This window comes from Aquabacterium sp. (assembly GCF_029946005.1).
Taxonomy (GTDB): Bacteria; Pseudomonadota; Gammaproteobacteria; order Burkholderiales; family Burkholderiaceae_C; genus Aquabacterium.
In genome coordinates, this window is record NZ_JAQSDR010000033.1 from 126,048 (window position 1) to 148,324 (window position 22,277).

At 63.9% G+C, this 22,277-nt stretch carries 19 protein-coding genes; 14 read left to right on the forward strand and 5 right to left on the reverse strand.

Annotated features, from left to right (window positions below; all coding sequences use genetic code 11):
• Positions 1 to 4 precede the first annotated feature (4 nt).
• Positions 5 to 1,003 carry an AraC family transcriptional regulator gene (locus PSV38_RS16580; protein WP_300549329.1) on the reverse strand — a complete coding sequence of 333 codons (999 nt, stop codon included), beginning with the start codon at positions 1,001 to 1,003 and terminating at the stop codon, positions 5 to 7.
• A gap of 101 nt (positions 1,004 to 1,104) precedes the next feature.
• Here PSV38_RS16580 and PSV38_RS16585 point away from each other — a divergent pair, with 101 nt between their 5' ends.
• Positions 1,105 to 1,980, forward strand: coding sequence for a sterol desaturase family protein (locus tag PSV38_RS16585; RefSeq protein ID WP_300549331.1), 876 nt, complete (start codon positions 1,105 to 1,107; stop codon positions 1,978 to 1,980).
• Here the strand turns inward: PSV38_RS16585 and PSV38_RS16590 are convergent.
• Positions 1,973 to 2,611 (reverse strand): class I SAM-dependent methyltransferase, encoded by a 639-nt coding sequence (locus tag PSV38_RS16590; protein ID WP_366526667.1) that lies wholly within the window; start codon positions 2,609 to 2,611, stop codon positions 1,973 to 1,975. The genes PSV38_RS16585 and PSV38_RS16590 overlap by 8 nt on opposite strands.
• A 231-nt stretch (positions 2,612 to 2,842) precedes the next feature.
• Here PSV38_RS16590 and PSV38_RS16595 point away from each other — a divergent pair, with 231 nt between their 5' ends.
• The 10 genes from PSV38_RS16595 to PSV38_RS16640 all read left to right on the forward strand — a co-directional run bounded on the left by PSV38_RS16595 (position 2,843) and on the right by PSV38_RS16640 (position 14,520).
• Positions 2,843 to 4,921: a heavy metal translocating P-type ATPase gene (locus PSV38_RS16595; protein ID WP_300549420.1), complete on the forward strand. Its 2,079-nt coding sequence runs from the start codon at positions 2,843 to 2,845 to the stop codon at positions 4,919 to 4,921.
• Positions 4,922 to 4,945: 24 nt separating this feature from the next.
• A complete protein-coding gene (locus PSV38_RS16600) occupies positions 4,946 to 5,314 on the forward strand; it encodes a DUF2946 family protein (protein WP_300549332.1) in 369 nt (122 codons plus the stop codon).
• A gap of 134 nt (positions 5,315 to 5,448) precedes the next feature.
• On the forward strand, positions 5,449 to 6,681 hold the full coding sequence (locus PSV38_RS16605; RefSeq protein WP_300549333.1) for a TolC family protein: 1,233 nt from the start codon (positions 5,449 to 5,451) through the stop codon (positions 6,679 to 6,681).
• A gap of 7 nt (positions 6,682 to 6,688) precedes the next feature.
• Positions 6,689 to 8,221 (forward strand): efflux RND transporter periplasmic adaptor subunit, encoded by a 1,533-nt coding sequence (locus PSV38_RS16610; protein ID WP_300549335.1) that lies wholly within the window; start codon positions 6,689 to 6,691, stop codon positions 8,219 to 8,221.
• Between the two features lie 10 nt (positions 8,222 to 8,231).
• Positions 8,232 to 11,378, forward strand: a complete 3,147-nt coding sequence (locus PSV38_RS16615; protein ID WP_300549422.1) for a CusA/CzcA family heavy metal efflux RND transporter — start codon at positions 8,232 to 8,234, stop codon at positions 11,376 to 11,378.
• Positions 11,379 to 11,521: 143 nt separating this feature from the next.
• Positions 11,522 to 12,505 carry a PEP-CTERM sorting domain-containing protein gene (locus PSV38_RS16620; RefSeq protein WP_300549338.1) on the forward strand — a complete coding sequence of 328 codons (984 nt, stop codon included), beginning with the start codon at positions 11,522 to 11,524 and terminating at the stop codon, positions 12,503 to 12,505.
• 348 nt (positions 12,506 to 12,853) lie between these two features.
• Positions 12,854 to 13,063 carry a hypothetical protein gene (locus PSV38_RS16625; protein WP_300549340.1) on the forward strand — a complete coding sequence of 70 codons (210 nt, stop codon included), beginning with the start codon at positions 12,854 to 12,856 and terminating at the stop codon, positions 13,061 to 13,063.
• A 104-nt stretch (positions 13,064 to 13,167) separates the two neighbouring features.
• Positions 13,168 to 13,518: an RNA-binding protein gene (locus PSV38_RS16630; protein WP_300549341.1), complete on the forward strand. Its 351-nt coding sequence runs from the start codon at positions 13,168 to 13,170 to the stop codon at positions 13,516 to 13,518.
• A gap of 177 nt (positions 13,519 to 13,695) precedes the next feature.
• Positions 13,696 to 14,178: a GreA/GreB family elongation factor gene (locus PSV38_RS16635; RefSeq protein WP_300549343.1), complete on the forward strand. Its 483-nt coding sequence runs from the start codon at positions 13,696 to 13,698 to the stop codon at positions 14,176 to 14,178.
• A gap of 54 nt (positions 14,179 to 14,232) precedes the next feature.
• Positions 14,233 to 14,520 carry a DUF2185 domain-containing protein gene (locus tag PSV38_RS16640; protein ID WP_300549359.1) on the forward strand — a complete coding sequence of 96 codons (288 nt, stop codon included), beginning with the start codon at positions 14,233 to 14,235 and terminating at the stop codon, positions 14,518 to 14,520.
• A gap of 335 nt (positions 14,521 to 14,855) precedes the next feature.
• On the opposite strand, the gene PSV38_RS16645 is transcribed toward PSV38_RS16640, so the two are convergent.
• Both PSV38_RS16645 and PSV38_RS16650 read right to left on the reverse strand, forming a co-directional pair.
• A complete protein-coding gene (locus PSV38_RS16645; RefSeq protein WP_300549361.1) occupies positions 14,856 to 15,011 on the reverse strand; it encodes a DUF3096 domain-containing protein in 156 nt (51 codons plus the stop codon).
• Positions 15,008 to 16,108 (reverse strand): glycine zipper 2TM domain-containing protein, encoded by a 1,101-nt coding sequence (locus PSV38_RS16650; protein WP_300549363.1) that lies wholly within the window; start codon positions 16,106 to 16,108, stop codon positions 15,008 to 15,010. The genes PSV38_RS16645 and PSV38_RS16650 overlap by 4 nt, the downstream gene beginning before the upstream one ends.
• Before the next feature lie 118 nt (positions 16,109 to 16,226).
• Between PSV38_RS16650 and PSV38_RS16655 the strand changes: the two genes are divergently transcribed.
• Positions 16,227 to 17,561, forward strand: coding sequence for an alkaline phosphatase family protein (locus PSV38_RS16655; protein ID WP_300549364.1), 1,335 nt, complete (start codon positions 16,227 to 16,229; stop codon positions 17,559 to 17,561).
• A gap of 18 nt (positions 17,562 to 17,579) precedes the next feature.
• Positions 17,580 to 19,583: a DNA topoisomerase IV subunit B gene (locus PSV38_RS16660; RefSeq protein WP_300549365.1), complete on the forward strand. Its 2,004-nt coding sequence runs from the start codon at positions 17,580 to 17,582 to the stop codon at positions 19,581 to 19,583.
• A gap of 1 nt (position 19,584) precedes the next feature.
• On the opposite strand, the gene PSV38_RS16665 is transcribed toward PSV38_RS16660, so the two are convergent.
• Positions 19,585 to 19,806 (reverse strand): hypothetical protein, encoded by a 222-nt coding sequence (locus tag PSV38_RS16665; RefSeq protein ID WP_300549367.1) that lies wholly within the window; start codon positions 19,804 to 19,806, stop codon positions 19,585 to 19,587.
• 149 nt (positions 19,807 to 19,955) lie between these two features.
• Here PSV38_RS16665 and parC point away from each other — a divergent pair, with 149 nt between their 5' ends.
• Positions 19,956 to 22,274 carry a DNA topoisomerase IV subunit A gene (parC, locus tag PSV38_RS16670; protein ID WP_300549369.1) on the forward strand — a complete coding sequence of 773 codons (2,319 nt, stop codon included), beginning with the start codon at positions 19,956 to 19,958 and terminating at the stop codon, positions 22,272 to 22,274.
• The last annotated feature ends 3 nt before the right edge of the window (positions 22,275 to 22,277 follow it).

A 22,277-nucleotide genomic window follows, 5' to 3' on the forward strand; every position in this document is an offset into this window, starting at 1 on the left:
GCAATCACCGCCCTTGTTTCGCCTGCGCCCTGAAAGCCCTGGGCGTCAGGCCGGTCCAGCGTTTGAACGACCGGGTGAAGGCGCTTTGCTCGCTGTAGCCCAACAGCAGGGCGATCTCTGCCAGCGACAAGCCAAGATCCCGAAGGTAGCCGCACGCCAGTTGCTCGCGTGTGCGGTCCAGCAGTTCTTGCCACGACAGCCCGCTGTCTGCCAGCCGCCGTTGCAAAGTGCGCGTGGACTGGTGCAGGCTGGCGGCCACCTTGTCCACCGAGACCTGCCCCTCGGGCAGCAGGCGTGCCAGCAGTTGCTGCACGGACTGGTTAAACGCGTTGGGGTCGGGCAGCGCGTCCAGCAAAGCCTGCGCCTGTCGCTCCAGCAACTCCCTCAGCATGGGGTCGCGCTTGGACAAAGGCAGGCCCAGCAAGGGCAGGGGGATGCTCACCAGCGTGCGCGGCTGCTCGAACAGCACGGGGCAGCCAAAAAAGCGTTCGTTGGCGGCCTGGCGTTCGGCACTGGCCGGGTGCAGGAAGTGAACCTGGTTGGGCGACGCCTTGCCATCGGCCTGCTGCCGCATGAACGAAACCAGCGCCGCGATGGCGACCTCATCCGCCAAGGCGCCGCCGCCGCCCGGGGGCCAGCTCAAACTCACATCCGCCCCTGTGGGGTGCACCTGCGCAATGCCGACCCCGTAGAACAAGCGTTCGTAGCGTTGGTAGGCCACCAGGGCATCGCCCAAGGTGTCACAGGCCGTCACGAGGTAGCCCAGCGCGCCCACATGGCGAGCAGCCACGCCCGCCCCGATGTCCAGCCCAGGGGCGGGGCGCTCAGGGCGAAGCGCGGCAGCTTCATCCAGCATGGCGGCCCACGTCACCATGGGCACGGCATCGTCCATCGCGTGTGCGTTCACGGCGGCCCGCAGGCGGCGGGCATCGATGGACTCGCGGTCCAGCCAGTCGGTGAGCAGGCGCGTCCACGCGCCGGTGACGCGGATCAGGAAAGACATGGCTTGGCATGGATGGTTAAAACATTGGCATGCATTGTCGATGCATTGCGGGGCAGCGTCTCTAAAGTTGCGCCATCAACGACACGATTTGGAGATGGCCGGTGACCGACTTCCTGCACGCCCTGTATTTCATCCTGATCGCCGGTTCGGTGTTCATCGGCTTGGTGCTGCTGGAGCGGCGGCACCTGATCCGCCAGCAGCGTCCTGATGCCTACGACACGAAGGAAACCTTGGCGAACTTCTCGACCGGGGTTTTGTACAAAGTGGTAGATGGCGTCTTCATCGCGCTGGTGGTGACGGTGTTCTACGACTGGGTGCGGCAGTGGGGTTTGAGCTGGCGGTCACCGTCCGTGGTGCTGGATTTCGCACTGGTGTTCGTGCTGACGGACCTGCTTTTTTACTGGGCACACCGCTTCATGCACCGCGTGCGCTTTGGCTGGTCTGCGCATGCGGTGCACCACAGCTCCGAGCGCTACAACCTGTCGACCGCCTTGCGGCAGACGCCCATGTTTGATTTGTCGGGGGTGGTGTTGCTCAGCACGATCCCGCAGGCATTGATCGGGTTCGACAAGAACCTGGTTGTGCTTGCGTTCGAGATGAACCTGTTCTACCAGTTCTTCATCCACACGGAGGTGGTTCGGCGCTTGCCGGCGTGGTTCGAATACCTGTTCAACACGCCATCGCATCACCGCGTCCACCATGGCCGCAACCCGCGCCAGATCGACACCAATTTTGGCGGCACGCTCATCATCTGGGATCGCCTGTTTGGCACCTTTGTGGATGAGCGTGAGGCAGGTGAGATCCGCTATGGTGTGAGTGCCCGGCCGCCGCGTTCGCTCAACCCGCTGCACCTGGTGTTTGGCGAGTTCTTGTCGATGTGGGTGGATGCGTGGCGGCACCGGGATCTGCGCATTGTGTGGAAGCACCCCGATTGGGTGAACGAGCGCTATCCATCATCAGCGAAGGCCTTCAGGTGAGCCGCTTTCGGCACAGGCAGTAGATGAACTGCTGGTCGGTGCCAAACGGCGTGTGGTGCAGCTGCTCTTCATGCGCCAGCAGGGTGAATGCCTCCCCAAACTCGGCATGCAGTTCGTCTGCCGCGTAACGCATGACGGGCAAACCGCTGCATTGGGTGGGCCCGTTGCTGCCAAAGGTGGCCATGACCACGTGGCCGCCTGGCTTGAGGGCCCGCAAGAGCTGCCCCACGTAGGCCACGCGGTCCTCCTGGGCGGTCAGGAAATGGAAAACGGCGCGGTCATGCCACAGCGCGATGCTTTGGGGCTCGATCGAAGCACGGGTGATGTCCGCCTCCAGCCATGTCACGGACGCACCTCGGGCACCCAGGCGACGACGACTTTCTGCCAAGGCTGCGCCCGACAGGTCCAGCACGGTCAGGCTGGTGTGGCCTTCGTCCAGCAGGTCATCGATCAGCGTGGAGGCGCCCCCGCCCACGTCGATGATGGCGGCGTCGGGGTCGAGATCAACCGCGCGAATCAGGCGCATCGACATGTCGGCATGCGGCTGAAACCAGCTCACGCTGTCTGGCGCCTTGGTGGCATACACCTTTTCCCATTGATCCTTGTTGTGCATTTTTTCCTCGTGGCTCATGTCCCGCGCACGGCAGTGGCGGATGCTCCCAAAAACCTCTTGGCTCTATAGTAGCTTCAGCTTTGCAATGGCTGAAACGCCAAACCCCTGCCCATGTCAGTTCATCCTGAACACCATTCACACCGCCACGCGCATGGCCATGAGCCTTGCTGCGGGGCGACGACCACAGCTGCCGTGGTGGCAGGCGCCACCTTGGCCAAAGGCACCGGCAGGCAGACGCCCATCCGCATCATGCAGATGGATTGCCCCACGGAGGAGGCGCTGCTGCGCAAGAAGCTGGGCGGCGTGGCCGGTGTCTCGGGCATGGAGTTCAACCTGATGCAGCGCGTGCTCACGGTGACGCACGAGCCCTTGGCCCTCGAATCGATCCTTGCGGCGGTTCGATCCCTGGGCTTCACTCCGGAGGTGGCCAACAGCGCGTCTTCAGGTGCCAAGCCGGCTCCGGGGCCCGTCAAGCCCTGGTGGCCACTGGCCCTGGCAGGGGTGGCCGCGCTCGGTTCCGAGGCCGCGCACTGGCTCAACTTGCCAAGCTGGGTGGCGGCTTTGCTGGCGCTGACCGCGGTGCTGGCTTGCGGCATCACAACCTACAAAAAGGGCTGGGTGGCCATCCGCAACGGCAACCTGAACATCAACGCCCTGATGAGCATTGCCGTGACCGGCGCGCTGGTGCTGGGCCAATGGCCCGAAGCGGCGATGGTGATGGTGTTGTTCACGGTGGCTGAGTTGATCGAGGCTAAATCGCTCGACCGGGCTCGCCACGCCATCCAGGGCCTGATGCAGTTGGCGCCCGAGCGCGCCACCGTCTTGCAGGCGGACGGCAGCTGGCAGGAGGTGGCCGCCAAGTCGGTGGCCTTGCAAGAGCGCGTGCGCATCAAACCGGGCGAGCGCATCGCGCTGGATGGCACCATCGCCAGCGGGCGCTCAACGGTCAACCAGGCACCGATCACGGGCGAGAGCTTGCCGGTCGACAAGGCCCAGGGCGATGCGGTCTTTGCCGGCACCATCAATGAATCCGGCTCCTTTGAATACCTGGTGACGGCCACGGCGGGCGACAGCACGCTGGCCCGCATCATCCACGCGGTCGAAGAAGCGCAGGGTGCACGAGCGCCGACGCAGCGTTTTGTGGACCAGTTCGCCCGCGTCTACACGCCCGTGGTCTTCGCCATCGCGCTGGCCGTGGCCATCGTGCCGCCTTTGCTGTTCGGTGGCGTCTGGTTTGACTGGGTCTACAAAGCGCTGGTGCTGTTGGTCATCGCCTGCCCCTGTGCATTGGTGATCTCAACCCCGGTGACCATCGTGAGTGGCCTGGCCGCGGCCGCGCGCCAAGGCATCCTGATCAAAGGCGGCGCCTACCTGGAGGAGGGCCGCAAGCTGGTGTGGCTGGCCCTGGACAAAACGGGCACCATCACCCACGGCAAGCCGGTGCAGACCGACTTCGTGGCTTTGAATGGCCACGGCGCATCAGAGGTTCGCGTTCTAGCCGCCAGCCTGGCTGGGCGCTCCGATCACCCGGTGTCTCGCGCCGTGGCGGTGGCCGCCCAACAAGACGCCATCGTGGTGAAGAACGTGGAGGGCTTTGAAGCCTTGCCCGGGCGTGGCTCGAAGGGGATCATCGACGGCCAGGTTTACCACTTGGGCAATCACCGCTTGATCCATGAGCAAGGCCGTTGCTCTGCTGAGCTGGAAGCCCGTTTGTTTGCCTTGGAAAAGCAAGGCAAAACCGTCATTTTGCTGACCGACGAGCAAAGTGTGCTCGGCCTGTTCGCGGTGGCCGACACGGTCAAGGACAGCAGCCGCCAGGCCATTGCCGAACTCCACGCGCTGGGCATCAAGACGGTCATGCTCACCGGCGACAACGCCCACACGGCCAGTGCTATCGCGGGGCAAGTGGGCATTGATGAAGCCCACGGCGACATGCTGCCCGAGAACAAGCTCCAGGTGATTGCCAACAAAATCGGGCAGGGCGCTTCAGTGGGCATGGTGGGCGATGGCATCAACGATGCGCCCGCATTGGCCCGCGCCGACATCGGCTTTGCCATGGGTGCCGCAGGCACGGGCACGGCCATCGAGACCGCCGACGTGGCCTTGATGGACGACGACCTGCGCAAGCTGCCGCGCTTTGTGCGCCTGTCGCGCCGCACGCACAAGCTGCTGGTGCAGAACATCGTGCTGGCCCTGGGCATCAAGGCGGTGTTCCTGGTCTTGACGCTGCTTGGCTTGGGCACGATGTGGATGGCGGTGTTCGCGGACGTGGGTGCCAGCTTGCTGGTGGTGGCCAATGGCCTGCGCTTGCTTCGCTACACGTCCTGACCAAGCTGCCGATATACTGATGCCATGCGTCGCCTGATCGCCATTTTCCTGTTGGTACTGCTGCCGCTCCAGGCTGTCTGGGCGGCCGTGGAGCCGTATTGCCTGCACGAAAGCAGCCAGGGCGAAACGCATCACCTGGGTCACCACGAGCACCAGCACCACGCCGATGCCAGCAGTGATCACCCTGGTGGTGAGGCCCAAAACGACAACCCGGCCTCGGCCATGCTCGACCACGATCACCATTGCTGCTCGGCGCTGTCTTTGCCGCCAGCCGCCATGCCATTGCCTGGGTTGCCCATGCCCCAGGCCGAGCTGGTGGCCTCGCCGCTGGCGGGCTACACCTCCTTCGATGCCACCCGCATTGAACGCCCCAATTGGATCGTCTTGCCCTGAGTCGGCGAGACAGGTCCTGAATGAACACACCTTGATGTGATCCTGGCCATGTGAGGCGGGTGGCAAGCCACCCATCTTGACCATGCGCCGTGCCTGTTCGCCGAATGTCCCCCTGCTGATGTGCGGAGAATTCGATGCGACGGTTTGATCTTTCCTGGGCGGCATGCGCGGCCCTGTGCGTTCCCTTCTTTTTCCAGGCGGCCTGGGCGCAAAGCCTGAGCCTGGAATCGGCCCTGGCCACGGCGTTGGCTCAGCACCCTGATCTGCGCGCAAGCGTGCTGGAGCGCGAGGCGGCCGAAGGTGCCACGCAACAAGCCGGTGCCTGGCTGAATCCCGAGCTGTCCACCCTGGTGGAAGACAAGCGCCAAGCCACGCGCACCACCACGATCCAGCTGAACCAGCCCTTTGAGCTGGGCGGCAAGCGATCGGCCCGCATCAGCGCGGCGCAGGCAGCGCAAGGCCAGGCCGAGCTCGATGTGGTGTCACGGCGGGCCCAGGTCCGGTCGCAGGTGATGGCGGCGTTTCATGGCGCGGCCGTGGCGCAAGAGCGGGTGCGGCTGTCGAATGAGCTGGGCCGCTTGTCCACCCAGGCGCGCGAGGCGGCGTCCAAGCGGGTGATGGCCGGCAAGGTCTCGCCGGTGGAAGAGCTGAAGGCGCAAGTGGCCGAGGCCCAGGCGCTGTCGGCATCCACCGTGGCCCAAAGCGATTGGCGAGGGGCCGTGGCCCAACTGCGTTTGGCATTGGGTGATCCGAGTGTGAAGTTTGACCGGGTCGAGGCTGACCTTCAGCGCTTGCCCTCCTTGGGCGCTTGGGAGCCCTTGGCGCAGCGATTGGAAGCCTCGCCCGCCATCGCCCGGGCGCAACAAGAGATCACCCGCAGGCAAGCCATGAGCGATCTGGAGCGGGCGCGCCGTATGCCCGACCTCACGGTGTCGCTCGGTGCCAAGCGTGATGAGCAATTGGGCCGCGATCAGCCCATCTTGGGCCTGAGCCTGGTGCTGCCGCTGTTCGACCGCAACCAGGGCGCCATCCTGGAAGCCAGCCGCCGCGAAGACAAGGCCAGGGCGGAGCTGGAAGCCGTGCGCGCCAGCGTTGAGGCGCAAGCCACCCAGGCCCTGGCGCAACTGACCTCGGCCCTGGCACAGGCCCAGACGCTGCGCGACAAAGTGCTGCCCGCCGCGCGGCAGGCCTTCGCGGCCAGCACCAAAGGTTACGAGCTGGGCAAGTTTGGCTACTTGGACGTGCTGGATGCGCAACGCACCCTCTTCGAGGCAGAAGCCCTGGCGCTGAGCGCCGCTGCCCAGGCCTACCAGGCCGACGCCCGCTTGCTTGAGCTGCTGGGCGAGCCCACCCTGAACAAAGATTGATCACACCATGAACAACCCCAAGAAATCAAAATCCTGGCTGGCCATTTTGGTGGTCGTCGCCCTTGGTGCGGCCCTGGGCTGGGCAATCCTTCAGAAGGACAAGCCCGCGGCCCATGATGACCACGGCCATGCCGAACACACGGAGGCCGAAGGCCACGCGGACAAGGAGCACCATGAAGACGCAGGCAAGGCCAAGCCCGCCAAAGGACCCCATGGCGGCCGCTTGTTCAACGCGGGCGCCCATGGCCTGGAAGTCACCATCTTCGAAGATGGCGTGCCACCCGAGTTCCGCCTCTACGCTTATCAAAACGGCAAGCCGGTGGCACCCGGCCAGACCAGCGTGAAGCTGACGCTGGAACGCCTTGGCCGTGCGCCGCAGCTCATCCAGTTCAAACCCCAGGGCGACTACTTGCGCGGCGACGCCGAAGTGGTCGAGCCCCATTCCTTCAAGGTCACGATCGAAGCCGTGCAGGGCAGCCAGTCCCACCGCTTTGCCTACGAGCAGGAAGAAGCCCGCGTCACCATGAGCGATGTCCAACTGCAGCAGGCGGGCGTGACCCTGGCCGTGGCGGGCCCGGCGCACATCAGCACCCAACTGGCCCTGTTGGGCGAGGTTCGGTACAACGGTGACCGCACTGTGCAGGTGGTGCCCCGTCTGGCGGGTTTGGTCGAGGCCGTGCTGGTCAGCGCGGGTAACCGCGTTCGCAAGGGGCAGGTCTTGGCGGTGCTGTCCAGCCCAGCATTGGCCGATCAACGCGCTGAAGCGGCGGCCGCGCAAAAGCGCTTGGCAATGGCCCGAGCCACCCACGATCGTGAGAAGAAGCTTTGGCAAGAGAAGATCTCGGCTGAGCAAGACTACCTGCAGGCGCGTGCGGCTTGGCAAGAGGCCGCGATCGCTGAGCAGAACGCCCGTCAGAAGCTGGGCCACCTGGGCGCCACGTCCGCCAGCAGCGGCAGCTTGACGCGTTTCGAGTTGCGCTCGCCGATTGACGGCATCATCACCGACAAACGCATCACCGTGGGCCAGTCGGTGGGTGAGAGCGAGGCGGTGTTCACCGTGTCCGACCTGTCATCGGTGTGGGTGGAAGTGCCCGTGGCCACCAAGGACCTGGGCGTCATCCGCGCGGGGCTCACCGTGCAGGTGAAAGCATCGGCCTTTGAGGCACAAGCTGCAGGCACCATCCACTACGTCAGCGCTTTGGTGGGTGAGCAGACCCGCAGCGCCATGGCGCGGGTGGTGTTGCCCAACCCTCAAGGTTTGTGGCGCCCAGGCTTGCCCGTGCAGGTGGAGGTCACCTCAAGCCAAGCCGAGGTGCCCGTGGCCGTGCAGGTGGATGCCTTGCAAACCGTGCGCGACTGGCAGGTGGTCTTTGGCCGCTACGGCCAGCAACTGGAAGCTCGGCCCTTGGAGCTCGGCCGCAGCGATGGGCGCATGGTCGAGGTGCTCAGTGGCTTGAGCGCAGGCGAGCACTACGCCGCCAAGAACAGCTTTGTGGTCAAGGCCGAGCTGGGCAAGGCGGGGGCCAGCCATGACCACTGAATCGACCACCTTGTTTGAACGCACCTTGCGCTTCTCGATTGCCCAGCGCTGGTGGGTGCTGCTGGCCACGCTGGCCATGGCGGCCCTTGGGGTGTTCAGCTATCAGAAGCTGCCCATTGATGCGGTGCCGGACATCACCAACGTCCAGGTCCAGGTCAACACCGAGGCCTCGGGCTACTCCCCCTTGGAGGCCGAGCAGCGCGTGACCTTCCCCATTGAAACCACGATGGCGGGTTTGCCGGGCCTCAAAGAAGTGCGTTCCCTGTCGCGCTATGGCCTGTCGCAGGTGACCGTGGTTTTCAAGGATGGCACCGACATCTACTTCGCCCGCCAACTGGTGAATGAACGCCTCCAGGAAGCGCGCGCCAATCTGCCTGCTGGCCTGAGCCCATCCATGGGGCCCATCAGCACAGGCCTGGGCGAAATCTACATGTGGACCGTGGAGACCCAAGCCGGCGCCCTCAGGGCCGATGGCCAGCCCTACACCCCGATGGACCTGCGCGAGATCCAGGACTGGATCGTCAAGCCACAACTGCGCACGGTGCCCGGCGTGACCGAGATCAACACCGTGGGCGGCCATGCCAAAGCCTTTCAGGTGGCGCCCGACCCGGCCAAGATGGCGGCACACGGCCTGAGCTTGCAAGACCTCGTCACCGCCCTGGAGCGCAACAACGCCAACGTGGGTGCTGGCTACATCGAGCGGCGTGGCGAGCAGTACCTGATCCGCGCACCCGGCCAGTTGAAGGGCCTGGCCGACATCGGCGCCATCGTGGTCAAGCAGGCGCAAGGGGTCAGCGTGCGCATCCGTGACGTGGCCGAGGTGGTGCTGGGCCAGGAGCTGCGCACAGGCGCGGCCACCGAGAATGGCCAGGAGGTGGTGCTGGGCACCGTTTTCATGCTGATCGGCGAGAACAGCCGCGCCGTGTCGCGCGCGGTGGATGCGCGCCTTCAGCAGGTCAACAAATCACTGCCCAAGGGCGTGATTGCCAAGACGGTGTACGACCGCACCGTGCTGGTGGACAAGGCGATTGCCACCGTCAAGAAAAACTTGTTCGAAGGCGCCGTGCTGGTCATCGTGATCCTGTTTGCCTTCCTGGGCAACTTCCGCGCGGCCTTGATCACAGCCCTGGTGATTCCCCTGGCCATGCTGTTCACCTTCACGGGCATGGTGACCCAGCAGGTCAGCGCCAACCTGATGAGCCTGGGCGCGCTGGACTTCGGCATCATCATCGATGGCGCCGTGGTGATCGTGGAGAACTGCGTGCGGCGCCTGGCGCATGCGCAAGCCCGCCATGGCCGCCCCTTGACGCAGGCCGAGCGCTTTCACGAAGTGTTCGCGGCGGCGCAGGAGTCGCGTCGGCCGCTGCTGTTCGGGCAACTCATCATCATGGTGGTCTACCTGCCCATCTTTGCCTTGAACGGGGTCGAGGGCAAGATGTTCCACCCCATGGCCTTCACGGTGGTGGCGGCCTTGCTGGGCGCCATGATCCTGTCGATGACGTTTGTGCCGGCGGCCGTGGCCTTGCTGCTCACCGGCCCGGTCAGCGAGAAAGAGAATCGCCTGATGGGCTGGGCCAAGCGGGCGTATGAGCCGCTGTTGGACAAAGCCTTGTCACGGCCACCATTGGTGCTCACCATCACGGCGGTGTCCGTGGCCCTGGCCACGTTGATGGCCACGCGCATGGGCAGTGAATTCATCCCCAGCCTGGATGAACACGACATCGCCTTGCACGCGTTGCGCATCCCGGGCACCAGCCTGAGCCAGGCCATCGAGATGCAGGCCCAGCTGGAGCGCACGATCAAAGCCTTCCCCGAGGTGGACACGGTGTTCGCCAAGATGGGCACGGCCGAGATCGCGACCGACCCCATGCCCCCCAGCGTGGCCGACACGTTTGTGATGCTCAAGCCGCGAGATCAATGGCCCGATCCCAAGCGGTCCAAGCAAGACCTGATCGAGGCCCTTCAAACGGCGGTGCTGAAGGTGCCGGGCAACAACTACGAGTTCACGCAGCCCATCCAGATGCGCTTCAACGAGCTGATCTCTGGTGTGCGCAGCGATGTGGCCGTCAAGGTGTTTGGCGACGACATGGACACGCTCAATGAAACCGCCGAGCAAATCGCCAAGGTGTTGGAGAAGGTGCCGGGTGCCGAGGATGTGAAGGTTGAACAAACCACGGGCCTGCCCATGCTGTCGGTTCAGATTGACCGCGAAAAGGCCGCGCGCCTGGGGCTCAACGTGGGTGACATTCAAGACACCTTGGCCACCGCGCTGGGTGGCCGCGAAGCCGGTGCGGTGTTCGAAGGCGACCGCCGCTTCGACATCCTGGTGCGCCTGCCTGAAGCCTTGCGCAGTGACCTGGATGCCTTGGAGCAGTTACCGATTCTTTTGCCCGCGAACCAAACAGGCGAACATGCGGGCCACGCGCGACTGGGCGACGTGGCCACGTTTGACTTCACCCCTGGCCCCAACCAGATCAGCCGGGAAGAGGGCAAGCGCCGCGTGGTGGTCACTGCCAATGTGCGGGGCCGGGACATTGGCAGCTTCGTGGGTGAAGCCCAGAGCCGGATCGAGGCTGGTGTCAGCGTGCCTGCCGGTTACTGGACCACCTGGGGCGGCACCTTCGAGCAGCTGCAATCGGCCTCGCGCCGCCTGGCCATCGTCGTGCCGGTGGCCTTGTTGATGGTCTTGGTGCTGCTGTTCGCCATGTTTGGCAATGTCAAAGATGGTTTGCTGGTGTTCACGGGCGTGCCCTTTGCGCTGACGGGTGGCGTGGCGGCGCTGTGGCTGCGCGACATCCCGCTGTCCATCTCGGCGGGCGTGGGTTTCATCGCCCTGTCGGGTGTGGCGGTGCTCAATGGGCTGGTGATGATTGCTTGCATCCGCAGCCTGCGTGAAGGGGGCCTGGCTTTGGATCCGGCCATCCGTGAAGGGGCTTTGACGCGCCTGCGGCCGGTGCTCATGACGGCCTTGGTCGCCAGCCTGGGTTTTGTGCCCATGGCGGTGGCCATTGGCACGGGGGCTGAGGTACAGCGGCCGCTGGCCACGGTGGTGATCGGGGGCATCCTGTCGTCAACTTTGCTGACCTTGTTGGTGCTGCCGCTGTTGTACCGGTGGGCGCATCGCCGAGAGGGTGCTGTGGCCGCGCCCATTTCCTAGGGATACCGAGCAGCGATCTTTTGACAAATACTGATCGCTGCCCATCAACCCGACCGGAGCCATCGATGAAACCCCATTCAGTCTTGGCAAGGGCACCCTGTGTGGTTCATTGGGCAGCCGCAGCGCTGGCATCGTTGTGCGCGATGAGTGTGAGCCCCATCGCTGGTGCGCAAACGCAGGTCTACGCCTACACCGCCACCTGCCAGGGGCCGAACAACGACTGCTTTTACGGGCCCACCGCCTCCTGGTCGCCGCCCAACGGCGCAGCAGGCAACAGCTCGGTGTCGCACTCCTGGTCCTACATCGCTACAGGCGGCGACACCAGCTACAACTTCGGCGCCAGTGGCGCGGCACAAGCAAGCGTCAGCGGGGTCAACAAGTGGTCAGCCAGCAGCAGTGCCAGCGGCTACTTCAACTCTCCTGGCACCTACAGCGGTAACGGCGTGGGCGGCGCGGGCATCATCCTGGTGCGCGACGAATTCACGTTGGCCAGCACGCCCAGCTGGAACGGTCCGGGCTGGTTTCGCCTGTCGTACCGCATCACCGGATCGGCCTCGGTCAACTACGCGGAAACTTCGCACGTGTCGGGCCAGACCTTGGGCTCAGCGCAATCGTCGATCACCTTCGAATGTGGTTCGGCGCGCTTGGGCGGAGTCGGCAGCAGCCCATGCCAGTCTGCCGATTTCAGCCCACCGTCGCCGGGGTCGATCAACCTCATCGGGCACATGAACTTCGATGCCAGCCAGAGTGTTGACCGCATCGTGTCCTTCGACATGCCCGTGTATTCGGATCTGCGTTACGTCTACCGCCTGCAGACGACTGTTGGTTCAAGCCTGGCAATGAACGCACTGAACCGGACCGGCCTCATCCAGGGCGGCAGCTCTGCCGATTTTTCGCACACCTTCAGCTTGGTCGATGCCAAACTTTTCGACGCCGGGTTCAATGAAGTGTCCCAATGGTCGGTGAGCTCGGTGAGCTCGGGGAGCGGGTTTGACTACAGCCACATCGCGGCGGTGCCGGAGCCAGCCACCTCCGCATTGGTGGCCCTGGGGGTGGGATTGGTGATTTGGCGATCGCGGCGGTCGGTGAGCGTGTCGCGGAAGCGAATTTCGCTTGTGAATCCATGAACGTCGCCAGCGTGTCGTGATCGGCATGCGTGTTGGCCGCCAAGCTCTCTTCCAACTCCCGCTCGCGCAGGGGGCCCGCACGGCAAACACGGCGATGGAATGGGCGCTGCCCATGCCGCACAATCAATATTGATTGACTTCTATATTCATTCAAGCCATAATATTGCGCTGCCAAGCTAAAGCGATCGCCTCTCAAAGGCGGAACCCCGCCGATGCTGTCAGCGTTTTGCGACCTTCGTCGCCCTTTTGGCCTGCCGAGCTGCGGCCAACCGAGCCACTCGATGCTCACGCAGGTTGATTCAGGCCTGCGCGCCCTGATTGAATAACATTACAAATATCGCCATTTCCATGGGCAAGTACGTCGTTTCGCCCGCGACACACCAGACCGACTGTGGCCGATTCCGCGCCTCCTTCTCGGTCCAACGCTCACACGGCAACGGCAGCTACGCCCGTGTGTTCCGTTTTGACAAAACCTTTGCCTCGCACGAAGCGGCCCGAGTCTTTGCAGTCACCCAGGGTTGGCTGGAAACGTGCACGCCGCAAGCGCCCCCGTGCTGAGCATCTGCTCGCACCAGATACCCGATCCATCTCCCCGTCGCTGCGCAATCCCAATTCGCGCACCCGCATCCTCACGATGCGCCATGATTCAGAAAGGCTCTTCCATGAGCAGCAAAATTTACGTGGGCAACTTGCCCTTCTCCGTGACCGATTCCAGCCTGAAAAGCAACTTCGCCGAGTTTGGCAACGTGACCTCTTCCAAGGTCATGATGGACCGGGAAACCGGGAACTCCAAGGGCTTCGGCTTTGTGGAAATGGCTTCTGCTGAAGCTGCCCAGGCCGCGATCACCGCACTGAACGGCATGTCCGTTGATGGACGCTCGATTGTCGTGAACCTGGCTCGTCCCCGCGAAGAAAATAGCGGCTCAGGCGGCTACAGCGCGGGTGGTTACAGCTCAGCCAAGCGGTCGGACGTTGGCTATGGCACAGGCGGCTTCGGCGGTGGACGCTACTGAAACCAGTCGCTTCCTGTGAAAAACCGGCTCTCCTGAGTCGGTTTTTTTTCGTCTCGACCAGGCCAGTTCCTGCCGTTCGATGCGCCGAAATGGGCGACAGGACAGTGCCCATGGCTGGTGGAGCCCTTCATAATCAAGACCTGACCCCCCGCTTGTTCGAGATGCCGACCTTTCATCATGGATAAATTCTTGCTGCAGCAGCAGGTGCTGGAACGGCTCGCCGAAGACCTGCTGCAAGCCGAACAGGCAGCAAGGGCTGCCCATGAAACGGCGACTCACGAAGAAAACATCGCCGAAAACAAGCACGACACCTTGGGGCTCGAAGCCGCCTACCTGGCCACCGGCCAAGCTCGTCGCGCCGAAGGCATCCGCCAGGCGATGGCCCATTGGCGCCAATTCCGCCCGCGTCCCTACGACGCCAGTAAAGGTATAGAGCTCGGCGCGCTGGTCTGCCTGGTCGATGCCGACGACCAGCAGCAACAGCTCTTTCTCGGCCCGGATGGGGGCAGCATGAAGTTGGTCAGCGGCGCTCAGCTCGTTCAGGTCATCAGCAGCGAAGCCCCTTTGGGCAGGGCCCTGCTGGGCAAATGCGAAGGTGATGAGGTGTCGATCCAGGTCGCTCCAATCCGTCAGCAGTTTGAGGTGCTGCGGGTTCACTGAGATTGAGCATGCGCGCGGAGTACCATCGATGGCCTTCTCCAACCGTCTTTTCCCATGACTTCTCTCACATGCGTGGCCACTGAGGTCATCACCACCCACCAAAAACCGGTTGGCTATGCCTACCGCACCGCCCCGGCTACGCCCAACGACAGTGGCTGGCGTTTCCTCAGCGGCAGCGAAAGTGAGAAATACATGAACCAACCCACGCACTACATCACCTGTGTGTTGGCCGACTTCGCACTTGAGCATCCCGACGTTGAGCCCCTGCTGAGCCACCCGGTCGGTTCAGCCTTCGAGCGCGCCGATGCGCGGCAGGCATTCGAGGCGGTCCCACTCGAATAAACGGCTGCATTCCCGTTTGGCGTGGCGACGGGACCAACTCGTGGGGCAAGTCCGCTTTCGTTTCACACCGTTCATTCATCGGTGGATGCGAGCTTCCGCTATCGCTGCCAAGCGGTCCCCGATTTGTTGCGACGAATGACCGGTCAGGGTCGGTATGCGGGAGTCATGCCTGCTGCATCCTTCCATTTGCCCCGCATTCAAGCCCAGCCTGGTTGCTGACCATCACGGCGCCCCGAATGCGGTCGTAGGGGACTTCCAGCCAGAAGGCGCCCTACACCGCAGGGGTCCACAGGACTTGGAGGCAACATCACCTCCTCGCCCCGCACACCCCATGATCACCCGATCCGCAACCCACCAGCCCCCAAAAGCCCGATCAGCCCAATCGCGATCAAGTAGATCGCCACGATGTAGTTGAGCAGGCGCGGCATCACCAGGATGAGGATGCCGGCGAGCAGCGAAATCAGCGGCGTCAGGCCGAGGTGCAAGTTCATTGTGAGTTACCTGTTGAGCGGCGCACGATGGCGCCATCGACGATCTTTACGCGCGCACCGACCGCCAGTGCCGGGTCCACCGCGTGGTCAAAGGTTTTGGTGCTGCCGTCTTCCATCTGGACTGTGACGCGGTAGACGGTGGTTTTTTCCCTGGCGTTCTGAATGCGGTTGCCTGCATAAGCGCCGCCCAGGGCGCCCACGATGCGGGCAATGTCCTTGCCCGAACCGCCGCCCACCTGGTTGCCGAGCACGGCGCCAAGCACGCCGCCAGCGACGGTGCCCAGCACATTGTGCGAGTCCTTGTCGTCGATCTCGGCCTTGCCAGCGGCCGTCACCACGCCACAATTGGCACTGACCATGTCGGCGCGGCGATCGTCGCGGCGATCGCGACGGTCGCAGCCATCAGCATCAGGGTAGGTGTTTGCCACTTGCTCACGCACGAAGCGCTGGCTCGTCTCCTTCTGCCCGACCTTCAGGAAGCCAGTAGCGACCAGTTGGCCACGCAGACGGTCCTTGCGGGACACGGTGTAGCTGCCTTCGTACAAGCCGCGGCTGACCTCGGTCAGGGGCAGCGCACGGGTGATGCCTTCGACGGCCACCCGGGCCGTGCCGCCAGGCACGCCCGAGAGGGAGAATGTCAGTTCGTCGCCAGCGCGGATGCGGTCCGGCGCGTTGACCGTGAAGGCCCCGATGCGTGCCGTCTGCACAGGGCTGGGCGCGCCGCGCAGGAGCGACTGGTCCAGAGTGGCGTTCATCACCCGGTCATCGCGCGCGATGCGGGCGGTCACCAGGCTGGTCGCCGTCAGTCGGTCCCGCGTGCGGATGGTGTAGTCGCCTTCGTAGACGCCAGGCCGGACCTCCTGCAGCCGAACTCCAGATGAGGCGCCGCCAATTTGCAACGTGACCTCGGACCCCGGCGTGGCCGTGAGCCGGAAGGCCAGCTCGGTGCCGGGGGTCAGGGCGCGCACCTGTTCGACGCCGAAGCTGTCTGCGGTGACGGTCGCGGCTGTCTGTGCGTGGGCAGACGTGGCCACGGTCAGTGGCAAGGCTGCCGCCAGCGCGAGAATGAGCACGGACAGTCGTGAAGGCAAGTTCATCATGGGCTTCCAAGCGTGCCACGAAGGCGGCACGTACCCCCTTGTAACGCGGCACACGCCGTCGCGGCCGACAAAACAAGAAAAGAATGGTTGGCGGTGTGGGCTAACCTACGCCCCCATGAAGCCCCGCCGCCCCGCCGCCATCACGCGCCGCACCACCCTGCGACGCCTCGTCGCCACTTTTCTCAGCGTCGGCCCCTTGTCCGCCCTGGCGGCCGCCCGCCATAAGCTCTCCGCCATTGCAGGGCCCACGTCGACGCCCAACGAGTCTGTCCCGAACTGGCGCCCGGACCACACCGTCATCGTCATCCTTGAAAACCTCTCGGCGTTTGAGGCCACCGAGGCGCAGCTCAAAAGGGGCGATGGCCCCGTCTTCGCCAGCACCTCGCACTGGCGCTACCTCAACGAACTGGCCAGCCAGGGCGCACGCTTCACCAACTCGCACTTCACGCGCACGCCTTATGGTTCGGCCTTGCCCACGCGGCCCAGCCAGCCCAACTACCTTTACCTTTTCTCAGGCCACCACCAGGGCGTGTTGCCAGCCTGGTTTGAAGACACCCGCTCTCCCTACCAGGGCCAAGCCTTGTACGACTGCCACGGCCGCTTGCTGCCGTCAGCGCGGCAGACCCACATCGGCGTGGGCAACCAAAACCTGCCCGAGGCTTGGCTGCCACTGACCTCGCCTAACCTGGGCGCCGCGCTGCTGCAGCGTGGCCGCAGCTTTGCCAGCTTCAGCGAATCGCTGCCTTATCCCAGTTGGAAATGCGCCACCGACGACCGGATGGCGGTTTGCTCAGGCGCTCAAGCCCAGACGGACTTTTACCGCCGCAAGCACAACCCTGCCGTCAACTGGACCGACCAAGTGGCGCCCACCAGCCCGCGCGGCCTGAAGGGCGACCTGGCCAAGCACGTGCTGCCCGTCAGCGTCAACCTGGGCTTCATGCCCACGCAAGACCCGGTGCTCAAGCAATCCTTCCGCGGCTTCGACCGCGATGCCGGAGGCAGGCCGCTGACTTTCGACCAACTGCCCCACGTGTCCATCGTCGTCCCCAACGAGCAGCACGACGCGCACAGCAACACCGCCCAGATGGCCGACGACTGGCTGCGCCAGAACATCAGCGCTTATGCCAATTGGGCCAAAGCCCACAACAGCCTGCTCATCGTCACCTTTGACGAAGACGGCAGCACCGACACCCGCCAGGGCAACGGCTACATCACGGGCGCTGGCCGCATTCCCACCCTGTTTTTTGGCGCGGGCGTGAAGCAAGGCGAGTTCGACGGGCGGGTGGACCACCTCAACATCCTGGCCACGGTGCTGTGGCTGAACGGCGCATTGGAGCGTTTCAGGGCCGATTTCCGGCAATTTCACCAAGTTGTGGCGGGTTCTGGCTCCGAGGCCGAAAAAGAGTGGCTCAATCTGCGGCCGGTCACCGAAGTCTTCCGCCCCCGTTAAGTTCGTAGAATCGCGCCCATGTCATCGAAACCCACTTCTGTCCCCGTTTCCTCCACCAAGCCCAGCGCCACCTACGGCGAGTCGTCGATCCGCGTCCTCAAGGGCCTGGAGCCGGTCAAGCAGCGCCCGGGCATGTACACCCGCACCGACAACCCGCTGCACATCATTCAAGAGGTGATTGACAACGCGGCCGACGAGGCCCTGGCCGGTTTTGGCAAGCGCATCGCCGTCACCCTGCACACCGATGGCTCGATCAGCGTGGAAGACGATGGCCGGGGCATCCCCTTTGGCCTGCACCCGGAAGAGCAGGTGCCCGTGGTCGAAATCGTGTTCACGCGCCTGCACGCGGGCGGCAAGTTCGACAAGGGTTCGGGCGGGGCCTACAGCTTCTCGGGCGGTTTGCACGGCGTGGGCGTGAGCGTGACCAACGCGCTGTCCACGCGATTGCAAGTCACCGTTTACCGCGAAAAGCAAGTGGCGCAACTGGCCTTCAGCGGCGGCGATGTGATCGAGCCTTTGACCGTGCGCCCACTGGCCTCCGGCGAGCGCAAGAACGGCACCACCGCGCGCGCCTGGCCTGATCCCAAGTACTTTGAAAGCGCCGAGCTGCCCCGCAGTGAGTTGATGCATGCACTGCGCAGCAAGGCCGTGCTGATGCCCGGCGTGACCATCACGCTGACCACCGAGAAAACCGGCGAGACGCTGACCTGGCTCTACAAGGGCGGCCTGCGCGATTATCTGACGCAAGCCCTGCACACCGACCCGATCATCCCTCTGTTCGAGGGCGAGCAGTTCGCCACCGGCGCCGAGACCGAAAACTTCGCCGAAGGCGAGGGCGCTGCCTGGTGCGTGGCCTTCACCGAAGAAGGCGCATCCATGCGCGAAAGCTACGTCAACTTGATCCCCACGGTGGCGGGCGGCACGCACGAGGCCGGTTTGAAAGACGGTCTGTTCAACGCCATCAAGGGCTTCATCGAGATGCACAGCCTGATGCCCAAGGGCGTCAAGCTCATGCCCGACGACGTGTTTTCGCGCGCCAGTTTTGTGCTCAGCGCCAAGGTGCTCGACCCGCAGTTCCAGGGCCAGACCAAAGAGCGCCTGAACAGCCGCGACGCGCTGCGCCTGGTCACCACCTACGTCAGGCCCAGCCTGGAGTTGTGGCTGAACCAGCACGTGGACCATGGCAAGAAGCTGGCCGAGCTGGTCATCAAACAGGCCCAGGCTCGCCAGAAGGCTGGCCAAAAGGTCGAGAAGAAAAAGGGCTCCGGCGTGGCCGTGTTGCCTGGCAAGCTGACCGATTGCGAGAGCCGCGACCTCAGCCTGAACGAAGTATTTTTGGTGGAGGGTGATTCGGCTGGCGGCAGCGCCAAAATGGGCCGCAACAAAGAGACCCAGGCCATCCTGCCTCTGCGCGGCAAGGTGCTCAACGCCTGGGAGGTTGAGCGCGATCGCCTGTTCGCCAACAACGAAATCCACGACATTTCCGTGGCCATCGGGGTTGATCCTCATGGCCCCAACGATTCGCCTGATCTGTCGGGCCTGCGCTACGGCAAGGTCTGCATCCTCTCAGACGCCGATGTCGATGGCTCGCACATCCAGGTGCTCTTGCTGACGCTGTTCTTCAGGCACTTCCCCAAGTTGATCGAGACCGGCCACATCTACATCGCGCGCCCGCCCTTGTTCCGGGTGGATGCGCCCGCGCGGGGCAAGAAGCCCGCCGCCAAGCTGTATGCACTGGATGAAGGCGAGTTGACCGCCACGCTGGACAAGCTGCGCAAGGAAGGTTGCCGCGAAGGCACTTGGTCCATCAGTCGATTCAAAGGCTTGGGCGAGATGAACGCCGAGCAGCTGTGGGACACCACCCTGAACCCCGACACCCGCCGCTTGCTTCCCGTGGCCTATGGTGAGCCCGGTTTCGGCTTGACCGAAGTTTCATTCAACAAGCTCATGGGCAAGGGCGAAGCCGCCTCGCGCCGCGAACTCATGGAGCTGCACGGCGACGAGGTCGACATCGACGTTTGAATCAGACCTTGCGGCCACCGCCCACCAGCAACAGCCCACCGACCACGATGGCGCCGATGCCCGCCCACAAGGGGATGTTGACCGTTTCTTTTTCCTTGACGTTCAACTCCAGCGGCCCAAGCTTCACGGCCGACGTGTTCTTGGTGTAGCTGAAGCCGCCATAGGTGAGACCCAGGATGCCCGCAACGATGATCGCCACGGCGAGGATTTTGATGCTGTTCATGCGAGTACCGCCTTGCCAATTGAGATGAACATGACTGTGACCGCAAACCTTAGTTCAAGCCATCGGCCTTGTCTGCTTTGCCTGTCAGCGTTGTCTGACATGAATAAATACCGACTGGTTTCGACCACACCAAGATGACCCAGCAAACCATGGACTTTCCCCCACCGCCGCCTCCGCCCCCAGCGGACGACAGCGAATCCCTGACCCTGTCGCACTACGCCGAGCGCGCCTACCTGGAATACGCCCTGAGCGTGGTCAAGGGCCGCGCCTTGCCGGATGTGTGCGATGGCCAGAAGCCGGTCCAGCGCCGCATCCTGTACTCGATGGACCGGATGGGCCTCAGCTTTGCAGGCAACACTGGCCCCAAGCCCGTCAAGAGCGCCCGCGTGGTGGGCGATGTGCTGGGCAAGTACCACCCGCACGGCGACAGCGCTGCCTATGACGCCATGGTGCGCATGGCGCAAGACTTCGCGCTGCGCTACCCGCTGATCGACGGCCAGGGCAACTTCGGTTCACGCGACGGCGATGGCGCTGCCGCGATGCGCTACACCGAGGCACGCTTGGCGCCCATCACCCGCCTGCTGCTCGATGAGATCGACATGGGCACGGTGGATTTCGTCCCCACCTACGACGGCTCGTTTGAAGAGCCCAAGCAGTTGCCCGCGCGCTTGCCTTTCGTGCTGCTGAACGGCGCGAGCGGCATCGCCGTGGGCCTGGCCACCGAGATCCCCAGCCATAACCTGCGGGAAGTGGCCGCGGCCACGGTGGCCTTGATCAAGAACGACAAGCTGCCCGACGAAGAGCTGTACACGCACATCCAGGGGCCAGACTTCCCGGGCGGTGGGCAAATCATCTCCAGCCCCCAGGACATCCAGGATGCCTACCGCACAGGCCGGGGCAGCCTGAAGGTGCGCGCGCGCTGGAAGATCGAGGATCTGGCGCGTGGTCAGTGGCAGTTGGTGGTCACCGAGTTGCCGCATGGCACCAGCTCGCAAAAGGTGCTGGAAGAGATTGAAGAGCTGACCAACCCGAAGGTCAAGACCGGCAAGAAGGCCCTGACGGCCGAGCAAACCCAGCTGAAGATCACCGTGCTGTCGGTGCTGGATGCCGTGCGCGACGAGTCCAGCAAAGACGCGGCCGTGCGCCTGGTGTTCGAGCCCAAGACGCGCACGGTGGAGCAGCAGGAACTGATCACCACCTTGCTGGCCCACACCAGCCTGGAGACCTCTTCGTCGATCAACATGACGATGGTGGGCGCCGATGGCCGACCCACGCAGAAGAGCCTGCGCCAAGTGCTGCTGGAGTGGATCGGTTTCCGCATGGAGACCGTCACCCGCCGCACCAGCCACCGTCTGGGCAAGGTGCTCGACCGCATCCACATCTTGGAGGGCCGTCAGCTCGTCCTGCTCAACATCGACGAGGTGATCCGCATCATCCGCGAGAGCGACGAGCCCAAGGCTGCGCTGATCGAACGCTTCAAGCTCAGCGACCGCCAGGCCGACGACATCCTCGACATCCGCCTGCGCCAACTGGCCCGGTTGGAAGCGATCAAGATCGAGCAGGAGCTGGCCGAACTGCGCACCGAAGAAGCCAAGCTGCGCGACATCCTCGACAACCCCAGCGTGCTCAAGCGCACGGTGATCAGGGAAATTGAAGCCGATACCAAGCAGTTTGGTGACGAGCGTCGTACCCTGATCCAGGCCGAGAAGCGCGCCGTGGCCGAGGTCAAGGTCGTCGACGAACCCGTGACCGTGGTGGTCAGCCAAAAGGGTTGGGTGCGCGCGCGCACCGGCCATGGTCACGACCCCGCCAGCTTCGCCTTCAAGGCGGGCGATGGCCTGTACGGCACGATGGAATGCCGCACCGTGGATCCGATGATCGTCATCGGCAGCAATGGCCGTGTCTACAGCCTGCAGGTCAGCGCCTTGCCGGGCGCGCGTGGCGATGGCTCGCCCATCACCAGCATGATCGAACTCGAATCAGGCACGCAGCCGGTGCATTACCTGGCGGGTGCCGTGGACCAACGCCTGCTGCTGGCCAACACCGGCGGCTTCGGCCTGCTGGCCAAGATGGGCGACCTCATCACTCGCCAGAAGGGCGGCAAGGGCTTCCTGACTTTGGATGAAGGCGATGTTGTGCTGCCGCCCGTGCTGGTGCAGCCTGGTCACACGCAAGTGGCCTGCTTGGCGCAAGGTGGCCGCATGCTGGTGTTCGCTTTGGACGAACTCAAGCTGCAATCCAATGGCGGCCGTGGCCTGACCTTGATGGAAGTCGATGCCAAAAAGGATCCGCTGATTTCGGTGACCACGGCGCACAACGGCGTCAAGGTGATCGGCTCAGGCCGGGGCGGCAAGGACAAGGAAGAAGACGTGCGCAACTCAGGCTATGTGGCCCACATCGGCAAGCGGGCTCGCAAGGGCAAGCCCGTCGATGGGATGCAAAAGGTGATGAGGGTGCTGCCGCTTTAACCG